The following is a 24,004-nucleotide window of genomic DNA, read 5'->3' on the forward strand; positions in this document are numbered from 1 at the left end:
AGAAGGGCTAACGGTCGTTCTGATTGGCCACGTTGTTGATGACGACGTCGGCCACTTCCTGCATGGTCAGTCTGCGATCCATGGAAGTCTTCTGGATCCAGCGGAAGGCCTCGGACTCGGTCATGCCCATGCTCTCCATGAGCAGGCCCTTGGCTCTATCCACCCGCTTGCGGGCTTCGAAACGGGCCTTCATGTCGGTGACCTCGTCCTTCAGGGCGTTGATCTGATCAAAGCGAGAGATGGCTACTTCAAGAGCCGGCAGCAGCTTTTCCGGGGCGAATGGCTTGACCACATAGGCCATGGCACCGGCATCAGCCGCCTTCTCAACAAGGCTCTGCTGGGAAAATGCCGTCAGCATAACCACCGGGGCCAAGTTTTCCTTGCCTATCTCAGTGGCGGCCGTAATGCCGTCAGTGCCGGGCATCTTCACATCCATAACCACTACGTCTGGCCTCAGCTCGCGGGTCAGATCAATGGCCTCCTGGCCGCTGGCCGCCTGACCGACCACGTCATAGCCGGCATCCTCGAGAGCTTCAACGGTATCGAGCCTGATCAAAGCCTCATCCTCCGCCACAACCACGGTCCGCCCTTCGGGGGACTCGCTGCGGTTCTTACTCTCTGAAGCCACTTTCAACCTCGTTTCCTGAAAGTCCATCTGTACGTCACCGGACGACCGATGAGGACGGATGGGGTTCGCTTTATCGTGCCCCCGGTGAGACTCGAACTCACACTGCACGGATTTTGAGGCCGTTTCCTCTGCCAATTGGGATACGGGGGCTTTTCATCACCACAGAGAATCTACCATACTTTGGCGACGACGCAAGGTTATTCGTGTTGAATCTGCCTTAGAATGAAGACAGTTATGTATACAGGCACATCAGCAGTCGAAGGAGAGCATGATGACCACTCAGATCTATCGGCGGTTCGATCCTTGGCGCACCTCCCCCGTCCAGGAGAAGGCCCGCAAGCAGATCATGGACAGCCACTATTTCAGCGTCGACAGGGTCACCTATGAATCCAGCGACAACCAGACTTTCGATCGCAGCATCGTCAGCGAAAAGCATGGGGACACCATAGCAGTCCTGGCCATCACCGACGACGGACGAATACCCCTGGTCGAGCAGTACCGTCTGCCCACCCACCGCTGGACCCTTGAGCTGCCCGCCGGCCACCCGCTCAACGATAAGGAAGCCCCCATTGATGTAGCCACCAGACGACTGCGCGAAGAGGCCGGATACAAGGCTGCCTCCTTTAACCAGTTCGCCAGATTCATCAATACTCCCAGCTTCTCTACCCAGCACACCACGCTTTTCTATGCCGAAGGCCTGACCCCGGTCCAGCCTTCCAGCCTTGCACCAGAAACCCCCCACCAGAATGTGCGCCTTTTCACCGTGGATGAGGCCTACGACATGGTGATCGCAGGAACCATACTGGATGCCAAAACCACCATCGCCATTCTGCGGGCCAAAATCGGACTGTCTGACCTGCACTGACAACAGCACAGGAGCAACTGACTGCTGTCAATGCTTAAGCCTGGAACAAGAGCGGCAAGCTTAGCCGGGACTGGAGCCTTCATACAACGAACCGGCGGCCTCAGCCCCCCGTCGTCCTGGGCGGAGAAAGACCACCGGTTCGTTGCATTGCAATAACAGTGTCAAATGAACCTAACGGTTAACCTGCCTGACTGACGCAAACGACAGTCAGGCAGCAAACCGGAAAGTCACTCGTTGGCGCCTACAGTGTGCACATAGATGCAGTCGGTGTTTCCCGGTTCATACTCGCCTTGAGCGCTGCTGAGCACCACCAGGCAGTCGCCGTCGGAGACCTTGCCCTGCTTCTTCAAGGTGGAGTCCACGAAAGCCATGAGACCTGCACGGTTGAAATCGTGGTAGTCCTGCTCGCACATAAAGGCCTCGGTGCCCCAGCTCAGAGCCAGCCAATGATAAGTATGCTCATCGGTGGTCAGAGCATAAATAGGGGCGGCCGGACGCTCGCGAGAGACCCGGTGCACGGTGTTGCCTGTCTGGGTGAAAGCCACAATGGCCTTGGCGTTGATCTTGTCAGCCAGGTCCACGGCGGCGGAGGAGACGGCACCAGAGTTGGACATGTCCAGGTTGCGCATACCCGGGATACGGTCAAAACCGTGGGTGGTGGCGTATTCGGAGATCCGTGCCATAGTAGCCACCGTAGTGTCGGGGTAATCGCCGACGGCGGTCTCGTTGGAGGTCATGGTGGCGTCGGCGCCATCCAGGACGGCGTTGGCGCAGTCGGAAGCCTCTGCACGGCTGGGGATGGGCGAATGAACCATGGAGCCCAGGACCTCAGTGGCGACGATGACCGGCTTGGCATACTGGCGGGCCAGCTCAATGCAGCGCTTGGTCACCAGGGGGACCTGCTCGAAGGGCATCTCCACGGCCATATCGCCGCGGGCCACCATAATGCCGTCGAAGGCCTTGACGATCTCCTCCAGGTTCTCAACGGCCTGAGGCTTCTCGATCTTGGCGACGACGGGGATGCGGCGACCCTCCTCGTCCATGATCTCGTGGGCGCGGTCGATGTCGGTGGCGAAGCGGACGAAGGACATGGCGATGATGTCAGCGCCGGTGCGGATGCCCCAACGCAGGTCCTCCTCATCCTTGGGAGTCAGCGCCGGCAGGCTTACAGCCACACCGGGCAGGTTGATGCCCTTGTGAGAGGAGACCGGACCAGCCACGACCACCTTGGTGTAAACCTGATTGCCCTCGACCTTAGTGACCTCCAGACGGACCTTGCCGTCGTCAATCAGGACAGGATCCCCCGGATGGCAGTCCCCGGGCAGACCCTTGAAGGTAGTGGAGGTTATGTGCTCGTCACCCTCGACATCATCGGTGGTGATGATGAACTCCTGGCCTTCCTTGAGGATGACCTTATCTTCGCCCTGCTCGTTCTTCTTGAACCATCCGCAACGAATCTTTGGACCCTGCAGATCAACCAGAGCAGCCACGTTGCGTCCGAGCTCCTTGCTGGCCTGACGCACGTTGTTGTAAACCTTGAGATGATCTTCAGGGGTGCCGTGAGACCGGTTGAGCCTTGCCACATCCATACCGGCCTTGACCAGCTTGGTGATGTTTTCCAACGACTCGGAAGCCGGCCCGATAGTATCGACGATTTTGGCTTTGCGCATATGCTACCTGCCTGTTCTTTTCCATGTTTACCGTTCTATTGTACAGACTCGGCGCGATGAGAACCAGTATTTTCCGTTAGCGCTAACAAACCTTGTGATCCAAGGCTTTGCCTATTGCTTATCTCCATGTGAATCTGTTTCAGAGGATGCCAAACGACTCTTGATCACTGAAGCCAAGGCGGCAATGCCTACAGCCAGAACGATGACCAATAGGGAGACCCCAGTCGGGATATCCGGCACGGCTGTCAGAGGCCGTCCGCCATTGATGAAGGGCAGCGTGTTGCCGTGCAAAGCTTCCAGAATCAGCTTGACCCCGATGAAGGCCAGGACCACAGCCAGCCCTAGAGGCAGATACTCCAGCTTGTCCAGTAGGGAACCCAGCAGGAAGTAGAGCTGCTGAAGGCCCAGCAGGGCGAAGACATTGGACGTGAAGACGATGAAGGGATCCTTGGTCAGCCCGAAGATGGCAGGAATGGAATCGAACGCGAACATGACATCGGTGGTGCCGATGGCCAGGAAGACCACCAGCATAGGAGTGAAGTAGCGCTTGCCCTCAAAGGTGGTCCGCAGATGTTCACCGTCGTAGTGGCTGGTAATGGGGATGACACGGCGCAAAACTCTGATCATCCCGTTCTCGTGGTACTCCTCCTGCTTGCCCCGGCTGGATACCATGTTCCAAGCGGTATAAAGCAGGAAGAAGCCGAAAATGAAGAAGACCCAGGTAAAGCGGGTAATCAGCGCAGTCCCGGCTAGGATGAACACCCCGCGCAGCAGCAAGGCAATGGTGATGCCGATGCTGAGCACATAGCGCTGAAGACGCAATGGCACAGCGAAATTGGTCATGATAATGACGAAGACGAAGAGGTTGTCGATGCTGAGGGAGTACTCGGTCAGCCAGCCCGAGTAGAACTCTATGGCCGGCTTGGACCCGGCCATCTTCCATATCAGCGCCCCGAAGATCAGGGCCATGACCACGAAGAAGCCGATGTGCAGCACGCATTCGCCGGTCGAAGGCACATGTGGCCGCCGCCCGATCACCAGAAGATCGACCACTAGGAAGACAGCCAGCACAACCAGGCTCACAACCATGAACGGCAGAGGTGTTTCAGACATATTATCTGACTCTAGCGGCAAGATATGACGTGCTCATCTCCCCGTCTGCATGTCTGATCATCCTTTCCGACGGCGCTCTGTAGTTCAGGCCTGTGATGCTCTTGCCGGACATCACAGGCTCGCAATAAGGTCGAAGCTGGCCACTGACCAAGGGCCGAACTTACTTTTTAGCCTCGGTCATCTGCCGAAGCTCCCTCTTCAAATCCTTGATTTCGTCGCGCAGGCGGGCTGCAAGTTCGAACTGCAGCTGTTGCGCAGCCGTGTGCATCTGGTCGCTTAGCTGACGAATCAGGTCGGCAAGATCCTGCGCAGGCAGACCGGCCTGGAGGATCTCCTGATGCCGCTTGTCGGCCTCCTCCTTGTCGTAGAGGGGCACGCCCAGGTGAGAGTTGCCGGCCTTGTTAGCGTTGCGATAGCCGCCTGCAAGCAGGGTCTGAGTGTCCACATCCTCCTTGGCCAGCATGTCGTTGACGTCGCTGATCTTCTTGATCAGCGGCTTGGGATCCACACCGTGTTCCTTGTTGTAGGCGATCTGCTTGGCCCGACGACGGTTGGTCTCGCTGATGGCCTTCTCCATGGAGTCGGTGACCTCGTCGGCGTACATGATGACCTTGCCGGACACGTTCCTGGCCGCACGACCGATGGTCTGGATCAGGGAGCGGTAGGAGCGCAGGAAGCCCTCTTTATCCGCATCCAGGATGGCCACGAGGGAGACCTCAGGCAGGTCCAGCCCCTCGCGCAGGAGGTTGATGCCCACGATGACGTCGATCTTGCCCTCGCGAAGCTCCCGCAGGAGCTCCACACGCCGCAGGGTGTCCACGTCAGAGTGCAGGTACTCCACCTTGATGTCGCGCTCCAGCAGGTAGTCGGTCAGGTCCTCGGCCATCTTCTTGGTCAGCGTGGTCACCAGGACCCGCTCATGGCGGTCCACCCGCGTCTTGATCTCGTCCAGGAGGTCATCCACCTGGCCCTTGACCGGCCTGACCTCCACCTCGGGATCCAGCAGACCTGTGGGCCGGATGACCTGCTCCACCACACCGTCTGACAGACCAATCTCATAGTCGCCAGGAGTAGCCGACAGATAAACGGTCTGACCGACCTTGTCCAGAAACTCGGGCCACTTCAGCGGACGGTTGTCCATAGCCGAAGGCAGGCGGAAGCCGTGCTCCACCAGGGTCCGCTTGCGACTGGCATCACCCTCGTACATGGCACCGATCTGGGGAACGGTCACATGGGACTCGTCGATGACCAGCAGGAAGTCGTCAGGGAAGAAGTCAAGCAAGGTGTGGGGCGGCGTTCCAGGTTCGCGTCCATCGAAATGTCTGGAGTAGTTCTCCACTCCGGAGCAGGTGCCGATCTGGGTGAGCATCTCCAGATCATAGGTGGTACGCATGGTCAGCCTCTGAGCCTCCAGCTCCTTGCCCTGCTTACGCAGCTGGCCCACACGCCAGTCCAGCTCCTCCTTGATGGTCTTCAGTGCGCGCTCCATCCGCTCGGGACCGGCCACATAGTGGGAGGCTGGGAAGATGTGCACTGAGGACTCATGGGCGATTTCGTCCCCGGTCAGCGGGTGCAGCGTGGAGATGCGGTCAATCTCGTCGCCGAAGAATTCGATGCGTACGGCCAGCTCTTCATATACGGGGATAATCTCAACCGTATCTCCTCGCACGCGGAAGGTGCCTCGAGTGAAGGCGATGTCATTGCGCTTGTACTGCATGTCCACGAACTTGCGCAGCAGATCGTCCCGGTTGATCCGGTCCCCCTCGTGCAGGAAGAGCATGCGTCCGGCGTACTCTTCGGGCGTTCCCAGGCCGTAGATGCAGGAGACCGTGGCCACCACCACGCAGTCGCGCCTGGTCAGCAGGTTGGCTGTGGCGGCATGCCGAAGACGCTCCACATCATCGTTGATGTTGGAGTCCTTCTCGATATAGGTGTCCGTCTGGGGGATGTAGGCCTCAGGCTGGTAGTAGTCGTAGTAGGAGACGAAGTAGGAGACAGCATTGTCGGGCATGAGCTCGCGGAACTCGGCACAGAGCTGTGCAGCCAGTGTTTTGTTGGGCTCCAAGATCAGGGTGGGCCGCTGCAGGCGCTCGATCAGCCAGGCCGTGGTCGCGGTCTTTCCGGTGCCGGTGGCTCCCATGAGCACCACATCGTTCTCGCCATTCTCAATCCGAGTGGCCAGCTCCTTGATGGCTTCTGGCTGATCGCCGGAAGGCTTATAGGGAGACTTGACCACGAAGGGCTTGTCGGTCCGCTCAATGTTGAACCCCATGAAACTCCCTTCCAGGATGCGTCGTTTGCCAAGACCCGTCAGTAACTGCGTGAGGATCCCTTGGCCAAGGCCTTCAACTCTTCATATATTCTATCAACAGACTCGAACATTTGTTCGATAGGCTGGGATCCGTCCACCAGCAGATCAGCCTGAGCGCGTCGGGAACTGCTGCTGGTCTGGGAACCGATGCGCTCAACAGCCTGGCTCGGCGTCATATGCCGCTGATTCACCATACGCGCAATTCTCACCTGGCTTGGAGCTTCTACCAGCAGAACCCTGTCGAAATGAAAAGGAATGGCTGAGCCTACCTCGGTCAGCAGGGGCACCTCATGGACCACCACCTCGGAGCCGTCCAGCCATGGCTGCTCGACCTTTGCGGCCAGGTCATAGACCAGCGGGTGAATGAGGTCGTCCAGATCCTTGCGATCCCGGTCGGCCGTCGGCCCCCCAAAGACCCGTGCCGCCAGGGCTGACCTGTCCACTCCCCCCTGATCGTCCCCGCAGTCCGCTCCAAAGCGCTCCAGAACGGGCTTCACGCCCGTTCCGCCCGGAGCGATGACCTCATGGGAGAGCCGGTCGTAGTCGATGATCCTGGCCCCGTCCTGAGCCAGCCGAGCAGCCACAGTGCTCTTGCCAGCCGCTATCCCGCCGGTCAATCCCACACGTATCATCCCGACCTCCCACATGTAGCTGTTATGACAGCACATACAAATGGAGGGGCCCGACCGAGGCCGGACCCCTCCATTCACTGCTTAACGCTCACTTCTTTTCCTTGAGCAGCTGCTCGCGCAAGGCGGCCAGCTGGTCGTCGGAGGCCAGAGTGCCCTCGGAGCTGGACTCCGAGCTGTAGTTGGTGGTCTCCTCGGAGCTCTGACGGTGAGAGTGAGAACCAGAGGCAGGCGTCTGAGAGGACCTGCTGTCCTCCGCAGCTGAAGCCTCGGCGTTCTCCAGCTCCTTGGCCACGAAGGCCTTGTGCTGCTCCCAGAGGTCGTGGGCGGCCGCATACTGGGACTCCCACTCCTCCCGCTGCTTCTCGTAGCCGGCGATCCACTCGTTGCTCTCGGGGTCGAAGCCCTCGGGATACTTGTAGTTGCCGTCCTCGTCGTACTCGGCGGGCATGCCGTAGATGGCCGGATCGAAGTCCTCGGAGGTCGGATCGACGGAGTCGTCGGCCTGCTTGAGCGACAGGGAGATACGGCGACGATCCAGATCGACATCGATGACCTTGACGAAGATCTCCTCGCCCTGCTTGACCACGGTCTCGGGGTTCTCCACGTGGCGGTTGGCCAGCTCGGAGATGTGGACCAGGCCCTCGATGCCGTCCTCGACGGAGACGAAGACACCGAACTGCACGATCTTGGTGACCTTGCCCTTGACGATCTGTCCGGGCACGTGGGTCCGGGCGAAGCGCTGCCAGGGGTCTTCCTGGGTGGCCTTGAGGGACAGCGAGATGCGCTCGCGGTCCATATCGACATCCAGCACCTCGACAGTGACCTTGTCGCCCACCTTGACGACCTCGCTGGGGTGATCGATGTGCTTCCAGGAGAGCTCGGAAACGTGGATCAGGCCGTCCACGCCACCCAGGTCGACAAAGGCGCCGAAGTTGACGATGGAGCTGACCGTGCCTTCGCGGATCTGGCCCTTCTTGAGCTGGGCCATGAAGGTCTCGCGCACCTCGGACTGGGTCTCCTCCAAGTACTGGCGGCGGGAGAGGACCACATTGTTGCGGTTCTTGTCCAGCTCCAGGATCTTGGCCTTGATCTTCTGCCCGATGTAGGGAGACAGGTCGCGCACGCGGCGCATCTCGACCAGTGATGCGGGCAGGAAGCCACGCAGACCGATGTCGACGATGAGTCCGCCCTTGACGGCCTCGATGACGGTGCCCTCGACGACTCCGTCAGCATCCTTGATCTTCTCGATGTCGCCCCAGGCACGCTCGTACTGAGCGCGCTTCTTGGACAGGATCAGGCGCCCTTCCTTGTCCTCCTTGGTGACGACCAGAGCCTCGATGGTGTCACCGACCTGGACCACGTCGTCGGGATCGACATCCTTCTTGATGGAAAGCTCGCGGGAGGGAATCACGCCCTCGGTCTTGTAGCCGATGTCCAGCAGAACCTCGTCATGGTCGATCTTGACGACCGTCCCCTCGACCAGATCCCCATCGTCGAAGTTCTTGATGGTGGAATCGACTGCTTTGATGAAGTCTTCCTCGGATCCGATGTCGTTGACCGCGACCTGAGGGACTTCCTTCTTGTTCTCTGCCATTAATTAAATTGTTTCTTGTATAGTTGGTGGATATTTTTACCGTATTGAGTTATGCGTTCCCGCCGGTAGGCGCGAACATCCTCCATGATAGGAGACACCACGGTCATTGTCGCCGGGATGCCTCGGGCGTGTCGCAGGCGAGGATTCCGGCGGCTCGCTCAGCGGAATCGACCACGTTGGCCAGGAGCATGGCGCGGGTCATCGGTCCTACACCGCCGGGATTAGGCGTATAGGCGGATGAAGACGGCCTGGCGGCCGGATCGATGTCGCCCTTGATCCGCCAGCGCCCCTCCTGCTTGTCCCAGATTCTGGAGACGCCTACATCCACCAGTACGGCACCCGGGCGAACCTGATCCGGACCGACAAGCCCGGCTCGGCCCACGGCTGCGATGATCACGTCCGCCCTGCGCAGATGAGCATCAATGTCCCTGGTGCGGGTATGACAGAGCGTCACGGTGGCGTCCACCCCGCGATTGGTCAGGAGCAGTCCGATGGTGCGCCCCACGGTCAATCCTCGACCCAGCACGCAGACCTCCTTGCCGGCGAGGTCGATCCCGTAATGGTCAAGCAGATGCAGAATACCCCGCGGGGTACAGGGCAGAGGGGTCCGCACCCGGCCGTCGGCATGCAGGACCAGCTGGCCCAGATTGTAGGGATGCATGCCGTCGGCGTCCTTGGCCGGATCGATGCGCTCGATGATCTCAGTGGGGTCCACACCATCAGGCAGGGGCAGCTGGACGATGTAGCCGGTGCAGTCAGGATCCTGGTTAAGCTGATCCACTGCAGCAAGAATCCGCTCCTTGCCGGTATCGGCGGGCAGGTCCACCCTGATCGACCGGATGCCTACCTGGCTGCAGTCACGATGCTTGCCCTCCACATATTTGAGCGAACCGGGGTCCTCCCCTACCAGGATGGTTCCCAGGCCAGGAGTGCGCCCCAAGGCTGTCAGCCTAGCCACGCGAGCGCGCAGGTCCTCCTTGAGTTCTGCAGCCGCCGCCTTTCCATCTAGTTTCACTGCCGTCAATACATCTCCATCATCCAAGCGGGCGCAAACCCTCGTCGAATCCGTCTGAGCAAGCCTAGCGCAGATTCCTCCGCGACCGGAACCACATGTCCGAGGGACGGTCCGGACGGCGACCGCAGCCATGTTGCATGCAGGCGTGCGAAAAACCGGACCTTCGATTTGACTGACTGCCAAAGCGAATGCCGCATGAGGACATAGGCGGAAACCGGCCGGGTTGCAGCGCGGGCCACGATGAGAGGAAGACTTGGCTGACGAAGTTGCGCGCTACCCTTTCCCTCGTCATAATGAGAATCATGCTCAATAAGAGCAGGACCACCATCTTGAATCCCTCCCGGAAAGGACGCCATGGTTACGGACACGGATAGAACATCCACCCAGGCCTGCATCGTCTTCGACCATGCCGCCATCCGCCGATCTGGGCGGCTGATCTGGTCTGAGGGAACCTTCGCTATTCCCTCGGGGACCGTGACGGCCATCGTCGGCACCAACGGCACCGGCAAAACCAGCATGATGCAGGCCGAGCTCGGCCTGCTCCCCCTGGATGCAGGCAGTCTGCAGGTCCTGGGACAGCCAGCTGGGCAGGCCAACGACCGCATCGGCTACGTGCCTCAAAGCTACACCTCGGATATCGACTCCAACCTTACGGCCGAGCAATCCGTTCTGCTGGGGCTCACCGGCACCCGCTTCGGCATTCACCCCGTCACCCGGCAGGACCGCGAGCGCACCAGAAAGGCCATGCGCTTCGTCGGCGTGGAGGACAGGGCACACCTGCGCCTGTCGCAGCTCTCCGGCGGCCTGCGCCAGCGGGTGGCCATCGCCCAGGCTCTGGTCTGCGATCCTGATCTGCTCATGCTCGACGAACCCCTGGCCAATCTGGACCTGGCCGGGCAGCGCGCCACCGTACACCTGCTGGCACAGCTCAACAGCCGTCTGGGGATGACCATCCAGGTGGTGGCCCATGACCTGAACATGCTGTTGCCTGTGCTGACCGGGGCGGTCTACCTCTTGGATGGACACCCCCACTACGCCCGCATGGACGACGTGCTGGACTCGGATCTGCTCACCCACCTCTACGGCACCAAGGTGGAGGTAGTCACCACTCCCCAAGGGGACATGTTCGTGGCCCCCGACATGGACGAGCCGATCGGACCTGTCCACAATCGCTATCAACCCAGCCAGGTGGCCCGCCTGCACGAAACGGACAAGGAAAGGACCTCATGACCACATCAGTCTTCGATTCCCATTGGACGGAGATCCTCGCCGCCCCTTTCATGCGCAACGCCATGCTGGCAGGATTATGCATCGCTGTGGCCGCCGGAGCCATGGGCTACTTCACCATTGCCAGACATTCCACCTTCGCTGCCCACGCCCTGGCCCACATCGGGCTGCCTGGCGCCACAGGGGCTGTCTTGCTGGGGCTGCCGGTCTCTGTCGGCATGGGCCTATTCGCCCTGGGAGGGGCGCTGGTCATCGGAGCCCTGGGCAAGCGGGCCTCGCAGAGGGAGATCGCCACGGGCACGGTCCTGGCCTTCGCCACCGGCCTGGGACTCTTCTTCGCCAGGATGTCCAGCTCGGCATCCCAGCAAATGCAGGCCATCCTCTTTGGTTCCATCCTGACCATCACCCGAGGCCAGGTCATCGGCTTCATAATCTTCGACGCGATCCTGCTGATCCTGCTGGCCCTGATCTATCGGCCCCTGCTCTTCAGCTCCCTGGATGAGCAGGTGGCCCAGGCCCGAGGCGTGCCCATCGGGCTGATGAACCTGACCTTCATGGCCATCATGGCCGGGGTCATCACCATCGCCGTACCGGCAGTAGGAACTCTGCTTATCTTCGCCCTGGTCGTCACTCCAGCGGCCACGGCCAACATTCTGGTGGCATCTCCCCTTCGGGCCATGCTTGTATCAGGACTGATCTGCCTGGCTTCCATCTGGGGGGGCCTGGTGATTTCGGCCATGGTGCCCGCTCCTCCAAGCTTCGTCATCGTGACCCTGTCCACCCTCTTCTGGGCCCTGGCCAAAGGATGGGCGGCACTGCGCGCCTGATGCCGATCAGTCCACCAGGGCGGCAGCCATGGCGGCGATGCCCTCGTTGTGACCGGTGAACCCCATGCCATCAGTCGTGGTGGCGGTCAGCCGGACCGGTGCCCCGACGGCCTGGCTCATGGCCTGCTGGGCCAGGTGACGACGGGAAGAAACTTTGGGACGCTGGCCGATGATGACTAGGGAGGCGTTGAGCAAACTGCGGCCGTGCCCGTGCAGGCAGTCCATGGTCCTCTCCAGCATGGCTGCTCCATGCATGCCCGCCCCAAGAGCCTGTGGGCCCAGGCCGAACAAGGTGCCGATATCACCCAGGCCGGCAGCTGACAAGATGGCATCAATCAGGGCGTGGGCGGCCACATCGCCGTCAGAATCGCCTAGCAGGCCAGGAGTTCCGTCATTCCAGGGCAGGCAGGCCAGCCAGAGGGGACGTTCTCCAGTTGGATCGAAGCGATGAGCATCAAAGCCCAGTCCGACGCTTGGATCACCCACGACTGGTCCCGGCCTCAGTGCTTGGCCTTGGTCTTGCCCTTGCCCTTGGTCTTGGATGCCTCCTGAGCCACCCGTGCCAAGGTCTTGGAAGCTGGTTCCTTGGGGGATTTGGTATGGTGCTTGTCATCGCCAGGCATGGGCTCTGCATAGCCCAGATTGACGTCCAGCAGACGCTGGGCCTCGTCCTCGTCCAGCTTCTCGGACAGGGCGATCTCGGAGGTCAGAATCTTGCGGGCCTTGATCAGCATCCGCTTCTCGCCCGCCGACAGCCCGTGCTCGTCCACGTCCCGCTGAGAGAGGTCGCGCACCACTTCGGCGATCTTGTTGACCTCGCCGGTGGCTATCTTCTCCACGTTCAGCTTATAGCGGCGGGACCAGTTCATCTCCTTCTCCTCGACCACCGGGGTGCGCAGGATTTCGAAGACCTTGGCCACTGCCTTGGCGTCGACGATGTCCCTGACGCCCACCTTGGCTGCGTTCTCGACGGGAACGTTGATGACCAGCCCGTCAGAGGAGAGCACGGACAGCTGCAGGTATTTACGGGTGACGCCCTTGACGGTCCGTTCGGTGATGGCATCCACCCTGGCGGCCCCATGACGCGGATAGACGACCATGTCACCGACCTTGTAACCCATATGTCCTCCAGAACGAGTCGATAAAATACCATATAATAATGTCATCGCGCATGGACTTGCCGACAGGCGTCAGAAGACGACGCGATTCTCCGCGAGCACACTTCCCCTGGAGGCTCTGAAGACTATTCTGGAAGAAACGACGGTGGTGGAACGAATGCCAAAAGGCTCCACCCCGCATGACGACCATCGTTTTGCGGATCAGTGATCGAAGACAGAGGTAGGCATGATCAAAAACACAAGCCGCTACACTACACCCAGCACCATCCTGGTGGTTGAGGACGAACCCACCCTGGCCACCGCCATCGCCCAGCGCATCACCGCCGAAGGGTGGACGGCACGGGTGGCCTCGGATGGTGCCAGCGCCGTGCAGGCCGCATCCCAGATCAAACCTGACCTGGTCATCATGGACATCATGCTGCCCGTCATGGATGGTCTGGAGGCCACCAAGCGGATCGTGGCCGAGCGGCCGGTGCCGGTGCTGATTCTGACCGCCCGGGATGATGAGGCCGACAAGGTAACCGGTCTGGGAGCCGGCGCCGACGACTACATGACCAAGCCCTTCTCCATGCGCGAGCTGATCGCCCGCTGCAAGGCCCTTCTGCGCAGGGTGGAGCGAGCCAAGGTCATTGCCAAGAACTCCGAGAACGAGAAGGTGCTGGACTTCGGATCCCTGGTCATCGACCCGGCCCAGCGCATCGTGACCCTGCGTGGGGAGCAGATACACCTGACTCCCACCGAATTCGACCTGCTGGCCACGCTGGCCCGTCGACCCAAGTCCGTGCTCACCCGTGAGAAGCTGCTGGAGGAGGTCTGGGACTGGGTGGATGCCTCAGGCACCAGGACGGTGGATTCCCACGTCAAGGCGCTGCGCCACAAGCTGGGCTCGCAGATGATCCGTACTGTGCACGGCGTGGGATACGCCTTCGAGCCGCCCGAGGACCAGGACCAGCGGTAGCAGCTGCAGTGCAGACAATGGGCAAGGACGGCAGAAACCGGCGCAAGAGGCCTAATCTGAGTGCGCGTGTGGACCGCGAACGACCCATTGGGTCCTTCGCCTCATTGAAGGTGGAGCTGAGCGTCCTGATCATCATCTCCACAGCCATCGCCTTCGTAATGGCCTGGTTCCTGCTGAAGATGGGCTGGAGCGGCTGGATTGCCATGCCCCTGACCCTGGTGGTGGCCCTGGGGATCACCTACTTCTTCTCGCGGGGGCTCACTGCGCCCCTGCGCCAGATGCGGGATGCAGCCGAGGCCATGGCCGACGGTGACTACACGGTTCGGGTCCACGCCACGACGACCAGCCATGACGAGGTGGGACTCCTGGCCCAGTCCTTCAACGAGATGGCCGAGGAGCTCCAGCACGCCGACCAGATGCGCCGTGACATGGTGGCCAATGTCAGCCACGAGCTGCGCACCCCTGTCTCGGCTCTGCAGGCCATGGTGGAGAACATGGCGGACGGAGTGACCGACCCCACGCCAGCCAACCTGGAAGGGATTCTGGAGCAGACCCACCGCCTGTCCGACCTGATCGCCTTCCTGCTGGACCTGTCGAGGATGGAGGCCGGGGCCGCCAGCCTGCAGATCGAGGACTTCGACTTCGGGGACTTCATTGACGAGACCCTTCAGCCCCTGGTCATAGCCGATGCCGGGCATGCCCACGACATCCAGGTTGATCTGGAGAAGGGCCTGAGAATGGAGGGCGACCAGGACCGGCTGCGCCAGCTCTTCACCAACGTCATCAGCAACGCCCTGAAGCACTCGGCCGACAGCACTACCGTGCTGATCCAGGCCCACGAGGACCGGCAGCACGAGGCCATAGTCACCAACGTGGTCAACTTCGGCTCGCAGATACCTCCCGAGGCCCGCACCGACATCTTCCGGCGCTTCGTCAAGGGCAAGGCCGGACCGGGCACGGAGTCGGGAGGCACCGGGCTGGGGTTGTCCATCGCCCGGTGGGCGGCTCAGCTGCATGGAGGACAAGTGCAGGTGGTGGACGATCCGCGCGGAGCGGACTTCGAGATCACCCTGCCCAGATACCACCGCGATCCCGACGAGGACGAGGTGGACGGGGACCGCTCCGGCGGGTCCGACGCGCCGCATTGACGGGGAGGCGAACTTCGACTCATAATGAAATCGAACATTTGTTCGAATATCATCGAGTTCGAGGTGTGCCATGGTAGCTGCTATCCATGGGTCGCCGGAGGCGGCCCCTGTTTCCCTGCCGGAGTGCCGGGTCGACGCCCTGAGCATCTTCCGAGGGCGCCCCAGCCCCATTCCCCAGGCCCTGGAGGCCGTCCACGCCGGTTTCCCTTCAGTAGCCCAGGACTACTTCAGTGGCGATTTCAGCTTCGATCAGAACGTCATCGTCCACCCCGATTCCACCTTCATCATTCATGTGGCCGGCGATTCCATGACCGGCGCTGGCATCTTCGATGGGGACCTGCTAGTGGTCGACCGATCCCTGGAGCCCCGCGAGGGAGACATCGTCATCGCCATTCTGGACGACGAGCTGTTGGTCAAACGGCTGGCCAGGCGCAAGGGACGGACCATGCTGCGGGCCGAGAACCCCGCCTACCCTGACTTCCTGCCCCAGGAGGGCGAGGAACTGGTCATCTGGGGAGTCGTCATCGGCAACTACCACTGGCAGCGAGTGGATGCCAAGGGCGAACCCCGGAGCGGCTCTCCCCTGCCTCAGGTCACCTACCCCGGACACACTCCGCATAGACACAGGCCCACGGGAAGCCAGAGCCGGAAACCCGTCTACCCTTCCACGGGCTGGGGGTCGGCGTGAGCGCACAGGGATCGGCCGATCCTGCAGCCGGGACCGCTCTGACGAGCCGGGTAGTCCTGGCCGATGCCAATTCTTTCTATGCCTCCTGCGAGGCGGTCTTCGATCCCTCCCTGGCTAACCGTCCGGTGGTCGTGCTGTCCAACAACGACGGCTGCGTAGTGGCCCGCAATCGCTCGGCCAAGGCCTTGGGCATCACCAATGGCACACCCTGGTTCACCATTCGTGACCGAGCCCTGCAGGACGGGGTGGTGGCCCGTAGCTCCAACTATGAGCTCTACGCCAGCCTCTCCCGGCGCATGATGGCCATCATGGCCCATTTCCTGCCCAACCAGGAGGTCTACTCCATCGACGAGTGCTTCATGGACAGCATATGGAACGACAAGCGCACCGTCGAGATCTGCCGGAAACTGCGCGCCGCGGTCCTGCGGTCCACCGGCATTCCCGTCAGCGTAGGGGTGGCGCCTACCAAAACCTTGGCCAAGGTGGCCAACCACTGGGCCAAGGATCATCCCTCGACCGAGGGGATCACCCTCTGGAACCAAGTGGAGGCCCAGTATGGCGACCAGATTCTGGCATCAGTGCCCATCGACCAAGTCTGGGGGGTGGGCCGACGGCTGACCGGCAGGCTTATGGGCATGGGCATCACCACTGCTTTGGATCTGCGCAATGCAGATCCCTCCCTGATCCGGCACCGGTTCTCCGTTATGCTGCAGCGCACCCTCCTCGAACTGAGGGGATGGCCCTGCATCGAGCCCGAGGCGGATGCCGCCAGAGGCGTGCGCACCGATCAGATTCTGTGCTCACGCATGTTCTCTCACCCCATCGAGGGCTACGCCACACTGGCTCAAGCGCTGAGCATCTATGCCCAGAAGGCCTGCCGCCGTCTACGCCGGCAGCACGGCCTCTGCGGCAGGGTGCGGGTCTTCTGCTCCACCAGCCCCTATGCGCCTCAGCAGTTCTGCGCAGCCAGCCGGACCGTCGTCCTGGAGGATCCCAGCGACGACCCGCTGGTCATCGCCGGCGCAGCCAGTCGAGCGCTCAAGGGCAGGGTGGATCCGTACGCCCGCTGGATCCGGGCCGGGGTGGTTCTGTTAGATCTGACCGATGCCGGCCGCTTCCACACCCTGGAAGGTCTGGACGCAGCCCGAGACACCCATGGTCTGGGAGATGTCCTAGAGGATGTCACCCGGCGTTTCGGCCCCTTCCGGGTGGGCATAGGCTATGGAGGCATCCGTGGCAAGGGTCGGAGTGACGAGGATATGGGGGCCGACTGGGCCATGAACCGGGGCATGCTCTCCCCCCGGGCCACCACCCGCTGGGATGAGATGGCCGTAGCGCAGGCCCGCTAGAGGTCCTCATGACCTGGAGGAACAGCCGCCAGAGCCAAGGCGGCCAGCGGCAGAGCACCTGCGTTCTCCAGGGCGCGAGCACACTGGCGAATGGTGGATCCCGTAGTGATGATGTCGTCCACCACCAGGACGGGATGGCCTGTCAGCCGTGCGGGATACGCAACCGCGATCCGCCCTGTCAGCCGATGGGAACGATTCCGGCGGCCACCCACCTGAACGGACTTGGTTCTGACGGAGTTCATGATCAGAGCTGGTTCCACACGGGCAGTCAGGCCCTGCCGCTGCAGGGCCTGGACCAGGGACAGAAGGATCGGCTGCAGATGAACCCTCCCCCGCCTTCGTAGGGAGGCGGCCGAAGAGGGAGCAGGAACCACCAGAATTGCCTTCGCAGGCTTGGATCGAAGCAAAGGGTTGATCAGCCTGGACAGGGCTGGAGCCAGATCGGCCATGACTTGGCCCAAGGGCCCGTCCAAGGGTCGGTTGTCATGGTCCTTCCAGGCCAGAATGATCCGCCTGACAGGACCGCGATATGGAGCGCAGGCCAAGGCCAAACCTGCGGCATAGGCAGGCGCAGGCACCGAGAAAGGCCGGAAAAGCAGAGATCTGCAACTGGGGCATAGCAGAAGGTCGGGGCGGTCGCAGCCGGCGCAGGCTCGAGGAGCCAACAGGTCCATGGCTGAGGCCGCCAGGGTCGAAGTGACAACGCAAGCGGCCCGTCGGAGTCGGCCAGATGCCAATGAGAGGTTGTGCATATCGCCCAGCCAACCCTCAAACATAGAGAATAGGCAAACAGAGCTGGACCATGTGCATGGACAAACCACCGTTCACAGGATCGTCTGCAGGCCGATTCAGTCCAGATCAGCCTCCATGACCCGGATCAGATCCAGGGCATCGGCAGGGTCATGCACACGCAGGGCCATAGCTCCGGCCAGAGCTGCCGGATAATCGTTGCCATCCGGATCCATCCGGTCGCCCACGAAGGCGATATCGCCTACCTCTACGCCCAGCATCCTTGCCAAGGAAGTCACGGCATAGGCCTTGTCGATGCCCTTGGCCGAGATGTCCACGCTGGTGGAGCCGCCGGAGCGCACTTGTAGGTGGGGCAGGTCAGCGGACACGGCCCGGGCCAAGGCATCCTTGCGGCTGTTATCGGGATCCCAGGCCTCCTTGGCTTGAACAGGAGCCTGCTGACCCAAGGCGGAGAAGGTTATCTGGCTACCACGATCCTCAATGCGCGGCCCCCAGACCTGCTCCTCCCAGTCGCCCAGCTGCTTGGCCCTGCGCTCAAGACTGTCCTCGGCCGCCTGCCGATCCTGAGCGCTCAGGTCGTGGGCGTAGACGCAATCCCAGCTTCCGTCCTGCCAGCGGTAGTAGCGGGTGCCGCTGGTGGGCATCAGATGCAGCTGGTCGAAACGAGTATCGTCAGGCAGGGCATCCAGCACCTGGTCACGAAACTGACTGAACCGCCCGCCCGATACGATAGCTACGGGCCGAAGCCGGGTCAGGGCAGCGAAATGGACGGCCATGATCTGGTCCATGCGCGTCTTGGACAGCGCCAGGGTATTGTCCAGATCAAAGGCCAGCACTCGTGTTCGTGCGCAGATGGACCTTATGTCTTGGCCGCCCCACCAGGCCACGTTCAACGCACCATCCTCCGCCATGATTGCTCCCATCCGCTTGTGAATCATCGCACCATGCTACAAGACACCCTGAATCAAAACCGACTCAGAGTTGAGGCGCTATGGTGAGTGTCATGATCAGCGATCAGCCGCCTTGGTCCCGCAGCGTCTACCGGGACAGTCATGGCCGCGGGATTCGTCGGCCCACGTTCGGCACCCGCCTGCCCCGGTACCGCACCAGATGCGGGATCTTCGACGATCTGACCGCAGCGCAGATCCGGCGGCTGGGCGCCGGATGGCCCCAACTGGTCAAGCCCGTCCAATTCGCTGTTGAGGACGTGCCTCCCTCCGACCCCACCCCATGGGAGGACAGATCGGACCTTTTCTCGCGCAGTTTTCCGGCGAGCCGCGGCATTCCCGCCAGAATCGTCCTCTACCGACTGCCCATCCAAAGCAAGACCCGAGACCGCACGGAGCTGGAGCTGATCATCCGCGACGAGCTGGTCATGCAACTGGCCGATCTCTATGGGCGCGATCCTGAGGAGATCGACCCCATGTGGGGACGCTAAGCACCCGCTCTCAGGGCAGGACAGTGGAGTCGGGGCCTGAACGAATCAGAGTGGTTACAGGCATGAGCCCATCAGGAGCCATGACTGCCAGACCGGCCAGGCCAGCCTGGTTGACCGCATCCACGCTCAGGCGCGCGTTCCATATCAGCCGGGAGGAGTCATGCCCAGAGTCCTCATTCAGCCGAACAGCGGCCACCTGATCGCCCAGATCGTGGGCTGAAAGCTCATGGGCACGGCCTGCCTCAACAGTCAGCGTGCGCTCCCCCAGCTTGTTGCCCTTTTCGTCGAATCCAACCAGTTCGGCCTTGATCGGATCGGCCGATGGATTGGCAAGGGTCAGCGCGGCTTGGGCAGGATGCGATACGGTCAGAGCCGAGGAGGCGGCAGCAGTCCCCGCAGGGATCAGGGCCAGGTCGGACTGCGACCGGTCCTGACTACCCTGGCCGGTCACCTGCAGGACTGCCCGGATAGGCTGGTCGGCATGCGCATGCAGAGCCAGCTTGCCATCAGGCACCCCGCCCAGGTCCACCGCCGTGGCCCGTGAACCCTGCAGATCCAGCCGCCGCAAGGATTGCTGACCGCCTTCATCCATCCAGGACAAGTCCACCGCCGTGGCCCGTGTGCTCTGAAGAAGCAGAGTAGCCTGGTCCGCCCCGCGCAAGCCGGGAATAACCAGATCACGGCCGGGAGCCGCCAAGGCAACCACCTGATCCGACCCGCGTGGATCAAGTCCAGCCATGACATTGACAGAGACCGACATGGCCACCGGAGCCTGGGAGCTGCGAGCCCGGACGTATATGGCCTGCTGGTCAGGAGCCGCCGCAGATAGGTCGTATGAGGCATGACTACCGGGTGCCACGGTCATGGTCTTTCCAGTCTCCAGAGACAGGTTGCCTGAGGAGTGCGAGCCCTGGGCATCAAGACTGATCACCGTGGCCTTGGATGACGGGTTGTAGACCACCAGCCGCTGGGTGGCTCCTCGGCCGGTGGCGGGCAGCAGGAAATCCGCGTCCATGACGGCCCGCGGGCAGGCAAGCGCCTGGATCCCTCGCAGATCACCCTTGGTGGCCCAAGAGACCATACCGATCGCAGCCCCCGTGCCCGGCTGGGATTTGAGCATCCGGGAATCGAAAGCAGCGGCCGAGGCACCGGGATCGAGCGAAGCGGCCATGGCCTTCTGCCCGTCCAAGAGATCAGGATCGGTCACCATGGTACGTCGCCCGCCCTCAAGTAGAGTCAGGCTAGAGCTGCCAATGGATCCGAAGGCGGCGGCTGTGACACGGGCACTCAAATCCCCTTCCGATGCTTTGAACTGGTCATCGCCGACCTTATCCTCGTCCGCTACCGCCATTCGAGCCGGGCAGTAGGCCGTCACATCCCGCTGGCTGACTCGGCTGGCAACCACTGTCGAACCCTGGGCCTTATCGGCCAAGGAGGCCGGAGGCGTCCAGACCAGCAGAGCGGCGATCAGGACCGCCACCAGGGGCACTGTGACCAGAGCGGCCGCCAAGGATCTCTTGCTTCGTGCACTCATAGTTGATCCCCTCCAAAATAACCCGGTCGAGGCAGGGCAACCAGGCAGTATCCCAGCAGTACCAGTCCCAGGGTCCAAAGCCAGACCCTCCTCCAGGTGCTGGCTTCTGCCCGACGGACACCAGCCATGTCAACGCCCACGTTCTTGCCGGACTGCGAACTCAAACGGAAATAGGTTCCCTGGGCGTTGGCCATCACCTGCTGGGCACCATCGCTGGCGGTGATGTTGGATACCAGGTCATCGTTGGGCGTGGGCCCCAGGCCCGCGGCTCCAGAACGGTCAGCGGGCACGTAGATGCCACCGAAGCCCAGGTCGGTCACAGCGGCTACGGCTTTGGAGTCGGCATTGGCCATCAGAGCCGCCGCCGAACGCGAAAGGACCTCCTCGCCTGCCATCTGCCTGCCATTCACCCTCTGAACACGAAGGGCAGGCGAGGCATCGATCAGTTCTCCTCGAGAGGTGTGCAGACCGGTGTAGGCCACGCGGCCGTGGGAGGGCGAGGTCAGCACCAGCACCCGATGGGACGGATCCTTGTCCATATAATCCACTGCTACTGCCGGAAGCTGCCGTCCATCAGCAGACAGGGGTCCTCCGACAGGCGCCACCAGACCGGCCACTGCCACACCTGCAGTAGCCAGAGCCAGTACCAAGCCCAGCAAGAGCCTCGGAACCCGTCCGCCACCATCGACCACAGCCACCGAATTCACTGACTGCGCAGAAGGCAGAGGCGGACGATCAGCATCATCTTTAGCCTGATCATGTCCGGGAGCAAGAGGCGAGAAGGGACGGACTGCCCTGCCAGCCAAGAGGCCCAAACAAACCAGCAGCCCCATGAACGCCATCATCATGCCAGGAAGGACCGAACCGGCCACCGGACCGGTCTCATCAAGTCCGGTGCAGACCGCCTGCGAGACAATCGCCAGGACCAGGCCAAGCAGGACCGTGATCCAAAGAATCCTGGCAGCCTTAAGCGCCCGAGGCACAATCAAGGCAATAAAGGCAAGCAAAGCAATCGTCAGCAGACAGCAGGCCAGCGTGATTGGACGCCAGAGCTCAGGTCGCCATTTGAAGGGCCATAGGGCCGAAACATCCAGGCCCAGCAGGCGGGTCAGCAACTCCCCCAGGCTCCCGACTCTCGGGTGGCCTGTCAGGTCTGCTGAGGGGATCATAAGGTCTGCGAAAAGCTGTCTCCAAAGCCCCTGATTTGCATGATGCAAAGAGTTGGCCAGGGTCGGCGCCAAGGCCAGCGCCGAAGGCAGCGGAATCAGCAGCAGCATGACCCGATGAGAGGGCACTAGGCAGATCGCCATGATGAAGAGCGGAATCATGGCCAGCATGAGCTGAGGTTCGGCTGCCAGGACCGGCAGGAAGCAGATGGAGGCCAGAGCCGCCTGTTGCACCGAAGCCTTGGGTTGCACAGGAGCCTCGGCCTGGTACAACCCCACGGCCTTGAAAACGAAAGCGAAAGCGGCAGGCATGAAAGCCATGACCGTCAGCATGGGCAGCTGCAGACCATCCACAATGCCCAGGGCGAATGCCAGGCAAGCCCAGAGCAAGCCCAGCAGAACGCGGATGGGGTTGGATCTGGTCACTACGCCGGCCAGGGCCCAGAAAGACAGAGCAGTCAATCCCGTCTCAGCCAGGAGCATCAGAGCCACGGCCTGGGCCACATGACCGCCGGTCAGCAGAGCAAAAGGCAGGAGCACCAGGAGGAAGGGGGCAGGAACTGCGGGCTGCCCCACGCCGCCGGCCCAGGACCAGGAGGTTGTAGCCGCCGCAAGCAGGCGGGACCAGTCGGCTCCAGACGACGGCAGCGAGGGCGCATGGATGGCCCCTCCCGAAAAAACCGTTCGGCACAGGGGCCAGTGGGTGGCCACCAAGGCAGCCAATACCACTAGAGTCATCCCTGATGCCCATGCTAGGCGCCGCAGGAGCTGCTGGCGCAGATGCGCCAGAGCCAGGTGGCTGAGCATAGGATGCTCCTGCTGGTCGCGAAAGGCCTTTCTGCGCTGCTGCCACTGCCGGATCTGCTGGCTGTTGGCCTGAAGAATGTCTAATCGACGGGGACCGCCATGACAGACAGCAGTCAGACGGCGACGCATGGTCAGCAAGGCTGCAGGGCGAGCCAGGATCCGCCAGGGTGCGCATAGACGGCAGAAGGCTCGGTATGGCCGCTTGCCGATAAGATCAACAGCCATGAACCAGCAGGCAGCCAGGATCCGCCAGAGCCAGACCAACGGCCACCAGAGCAAGGCAAAATCGGTCAGCAGATAGCGTTCCCGAGCCAGCACGGGACCTATGAAGGCTTCCAAGGGGCGATCAGACTGCACCGGCCGTCCATTCCGATCACGCAATCCGCTCATCCGGGCGCAGGCATGGGCCATCCGGGCGCTGGGTACCACCACCACCCGTCCGCCTGAAAGGCAGATGCGGCGACAGAGATCATCGGACTGGCCAAAAGTGCCAGCCCAGGCACCAGGTCCACCCAGGTCCTTCATGGTCTGCATAGGCACCAAGGCGCCAGCCAGGCTCACTGCAAAGACATCCTGACGTGCGTCATACTGCTCTTGGTCGGGCTCGTTGTCCACCACTAGACTCACCGTTCCGTGATGGTAGGCATACCGACCCACGTCTCGCAGCCCCTCGCCCTGCCAGTCATACTGCTTGGAGCCCAGCAGGGAGGCAGTGGGATTGCTGTGCCAGGTGTCAACCAGCTTATCCAGACAATGCCTATCCAGCGGACGGCTGTCGTCATGCAGAAGCCAAAGAGCGCGAATCCGGCCAGGCAGACGGGCGTAGCCAAGCGCCTTGTCCAGGGCATCGCCGAAAGAGGATGCACCTCGCGCGCGAACCACCTGCACCTCCACCCGCGCTGGCCCATCCAACGGAAACTGCGCATAGAGAGGCTCGGCAGTGGCTCCCGAGCAGTCCGCGATGACCAGGATCCGAGGCAAAAGACTCTGCCGCAAAAGAGCACGCAGGGTGTCCGGCAGGTAGGTCAGATCATGCTCAACCGTGATCACCGCAGCCACGGCATCCTCCACATGAGGACTGGCAGCAGGCGAACATTCGTTCATGACTGAAGAGAGGACCTGCCGGACATCCTGGGCTTGAGGCGCGACGAAACTCATGCGTTCCA

21 protein-coding genes and 1 tRNA gene are annotated in these 24,004 nt (G+C 61.8%); 8 read left to right on the forward strand and 14 right to left on the reverse strand.

Annotated elements, in window-relative coordinates; all coding sequences use genetic code 11:
* Positions 1-7: 7 nt before the first annotated feature.
* The gene (locus ACUIAD_RS07180; protein ID WP_110452193.1) at positions 8-655 is read right to left on the reverse strand and encodes an ANTAR domain-containing response regulator; all 648 of its coding nucleotides are present in this window, start codon (positions 653-655) and stop codon (positions 8-10) included.
* 49 nt (positions 656-704) lie between these two features.
* Positions 705-778, reverse strand: a tRNA-Leu gene (locus ACUIAD_RS07185).
* A gap of 121 nt (positions 779-899) precedes the next feature.
* Here ACUIAD_RS07185 and ACUIAD_RS07190 point away from each other — a divergent pair.
* Entirely contained in the window at positions 900-1,493 is a 594-nt protein-coding gene (locus ACUIAD_RS07190; RefSeq protein ID WP_110452310.1) for an NUDIX domain-containing protein, read from the forward strand.
* 227 nt (positions 1,494-1,720) lie between these two features.
* On the opposite strand, the gene pyk is transcribed toward ACUIAD_RS07190, so the two are convergent.
* From pyk to ACUIAD_RS07220, 6 genes are all read right to left on the reverse strand, one after another.
* Complete coding sequence (gene pyk / locus ACUIAD_RS07195) at positions 1,721-3,163, reverse strand: pyruvate kinase (RefSeq protein ID WP_110452194.1); 1,443 nt, start codon at positions 3,161-3,163, stop codon at positions 1,721-1,723.
* 111 nt (positions 3,164-3,274) lie between these two features.
* A complete protein-coding gene (locus ACUIAD_RS07200; protein WP_445343184.1) occupies positions 3,275-4,276 on the reverse strand; it encodes a TerC family protein in 1,002 nt (333 codons plus the stop codon).
* Between the two features lie 160 nt (positions 4,277-4,436).
* Positions 4,437-6,548: an excinuclease ABC subunit UvrB gene (gene uvrB, locus ACUIAD_RS07205; RefSeq protein ID WP_445343185.1), complete on the reverse strand. Its 2,112-nt coding sequence runs from the start codon at positions 6,546-6,548 to the stop codon at positions 4,437-4,439.
* Between the two features lie 38 nt (positions 6,549-6,586).
* A complete protein-coding gene (gene coaE, locus ACUIAD_RS07210) occupies positions 6,587-7,219 on the reverse strand; it encodes a dephospho-CoA kinase (protein WP_110452311.1) in 633 nt (210 codons plus the stop codon).
* 88 nt (positions 7,220-7,307) lie between these two features.
* Positions 7,308-8,813 carry a 30S ribosomal protein S1 gene (gene rpsA / locus ACUIAD_RS07215; RefSeq protein WP_110452197.1) on the reverse strand — a complete coding sequence of 502 codons (1,506 nt, stop codon included), beginning with the start codon at positions 8,811-8,813 and terminating at the stop codon, positions 7,308-7,310.
* Positions 8,814-8,916: 103 nt separating this feature from the next.
* Positions 8,917-9,837 (reverse strand): bifunctional methylenetetrahydrofolate dehydrogenase/methenyltetrahydrofolate cyclohydrolase, encoded by a 921-nt coding sequence (locus ACUIAD_RS07220; RefSeq protein WP_445343186.1) that lies wholly within the window; start codon positions 9,835-9,837, stop codon positions 8,917-8,919.
* Between the two features lie 345 nt (positions 9,838-10,182).
* On the opposite strand from ACUIAD_RS07220, the gene ACUIAD_RS07225 reads away from it, so the two are divergent.
* On the forward strand, positions 10,183-11,058 hold the full coding sequence (locus tag ACUIAD_RS07225) for an ABC transporter ATP-binding protein (RefSeq protein WP_110452199.1): 876 nt from the start codon (positions 10,183-10,185) through the stop codon (positions 11,056-11,058).
* Positions 11,055-11,882, forward strand: a complete 828-nt coding sequence (locus ACUIAD_RS07230; RefSeq protein WP_110452200.1) for a metal ABC transporter permease — start codon at positions 11,055-11,057, stop codon at positions 11,880-11,882. The genes ACUIAD_RS07225 and ACUIAD_RS07230 overlap by 4 nt, the downstream gene beginning before the upstream one ends.
* Before the next feature lie 6 nt (positions 11,883-11,888).
* Here the strand turns inward: ACUIAD_RS07230 and ACUIAD_RS07235 are convergent, their stop codons facing one another.
* Positions 11,889-12,368 carry a 2-C-methyl-D-erythritol 2,4-cyclodiphosphate synthase gene (locus ACUIAD_RS07235; protein WP_110452201.1) on the reverse strand — a complete coding sequence of 160 codons (480 nt, stop codon included), beginning with the start codon at positions 12,366-12,368 and terminating at the stop codon, positions 11,889-11,891.
* A 14-nt stretch (positions 12,369-12,382) separates the two neighbouring features.
* On the reverse strand, positions 12,383-13,003 hold the full coding sequence (locus ACUIAD_RS07240) for a CarD family transcriptional regulator (RefSeq protein ID WP_110452202.1): 621 nt from the start codon (positions 13,001-13,003) through the stop codon (positions 12,383-12,385).
* Between the two features lie 223 nt (positions 13,004-13,226).
* On the opposite strand from ACUIAD_RS07240, the gene ACUIAD_RS07245 reads away from it, so the two are divergent.
* The 4 genes from ACUIAD_RS07245 to ACUIAD_RS07260 all read left to right on the forward strand — a co-directional run bounded on the left by ACUIAD_RS07245 (position 13,227) and on the right by ACUIAD_RS07260 (position 17,143).
* Positions 13,227-13,958 carry a response regulator transcription factor gene (locus tag ACUIAD_RS07245; RefSeq protein ID WP_110452203.1) on the forward strand — a complete coding sequence of 244 codons (732 nt, stop codon included), beginning with the start codon at positions 13,227-13,229 and terminating at the stop codon, positions 13,956-13,958.
* A 17-nt stretch (positions 13,959-13,975) separates the two neighbouring features.
* Positions 13,976-15,106, forward strand: coding sequence for a sensor histidine kinase (locus ACUIAD_RS07250; protein WP_110452204.1), 1,131 nt, complete (start codon positions 13,976-13,978; stop codon positions 15,104-15,106).
* Between the two features lie 70 nt (positions 15,107-15,176).
* On the forward strand, positions 15,177-15,794 hold the full coding sequence (locus tag ACUIAD_RS07255; RefSeq protein ID WP_110452205.1) for a LexA family protein: 618 nt from the start codon (positions 15,177-15,179) through the stop codon (positions 15,792-15,794).
* The gene (locus ACUIAD_RS07260; RefSeq protein WP_445343187.1) at positions 15,791-17,143 is read left to right on the forward strand and encodes a Y-family DNA polymerase; all 1,353 of its coding nucleotides are present in this window, start codon (positions 15,791-15,793) and stop codon (positions 17,141-17,143) included. Before ACUIAD_RS07255 ends, ACUIAD_RS07260 begins: the two co-directional genes overlap by 4 nt.
* Here ACUIAD_RS07260 and ACUIAD_RS07265 read toward each other — a convergent pair.
* Together ACUIAD_RS07265 and ACUIAD_RS07270 are read right to left on the reverse strand one after the other, a co-directional pair.
* Positions 17,140-17,688 carry a ComF family protein gene (locus ACUIAD_RS07265; RefSeq protein ID WP_445343188.1) on the reverse strand — a complete coding sequence of 183 codons (549 nt, stop codon included), beginning with the start codon at positions 17,686-17,688 and terminating at the stop codon, positions 17,140-17,142. The two genes, ACUIAD_RS07260 and ACUIAD_RS07265, sit on opposite strands and share 4 nt — an antisense overlap.
* A gap of 303 nt (positions 17,689-17,991) precedes the next feature.
* Positions 17,992-18,804, reverse strand: a complete 813-nt coding sequence (locus tag ACUIAD_RS07270) for an HAD-IIB family hydrolase (protein ID WP_110452312.1) — start codon at positions 18,802-18,804, stop codon at positions 17,992-17,994.
* 92 nt (positions 18,805-18,896) lie between these two features.
* Here ACUIAD_RS07270 and ACUIAD_RS07275 point away from each other — a divergent pair, with 92 nt between their 5' ends.
* The gene (locus ACUIAD_RS07275) at positions 18,897-19,331 is read left to right on the forward strand and encodes a metallopeptidase family protein (protein ID WP_258333147.1); all 435 of its coding nucleotides are present in this window, start codon (positions 18,897-18,899) and stop codon (positions 19,329-19,331) included.
* A 10-nt stretch (positions 19,332-19,341) separates the two neighbouring features.
* Here the strand turns inward: ACUIAD_RS07275 and ACUIAD_RS07280 are convergent, their stop codons facing one another.
* Entirely contained in the window at positions 19,342-20,865 is a 1,524-nt protein-coding gene (locus ACUIAD_RS07280; RefSeq protein WP_445343189.1) for a DUF5719 family protein, read from the reverse strand.
* Positions 20,862-23,996 (reverse strand): glycosyltransferase, encoded by a 3,135-nt coding sequence (locus ACUIAD_RS07285; RefSeq protein ID WP_445343190.1) that lies wholly within the window; start codon positions 23,994-23,996, stop codon positions 20,862-20,864. The genes ACUIAD_RS07280 and ACUIAD_RS07285 overlap by 4 nt, the downstream gene beginning before the upstream one ends.
* Positions 23,997-24,004 lie beyond the last annotated feature (8 nt).

It is taken from the genome of Bifidobacterium sp. ESL0819, assembly GCF_052606245.1.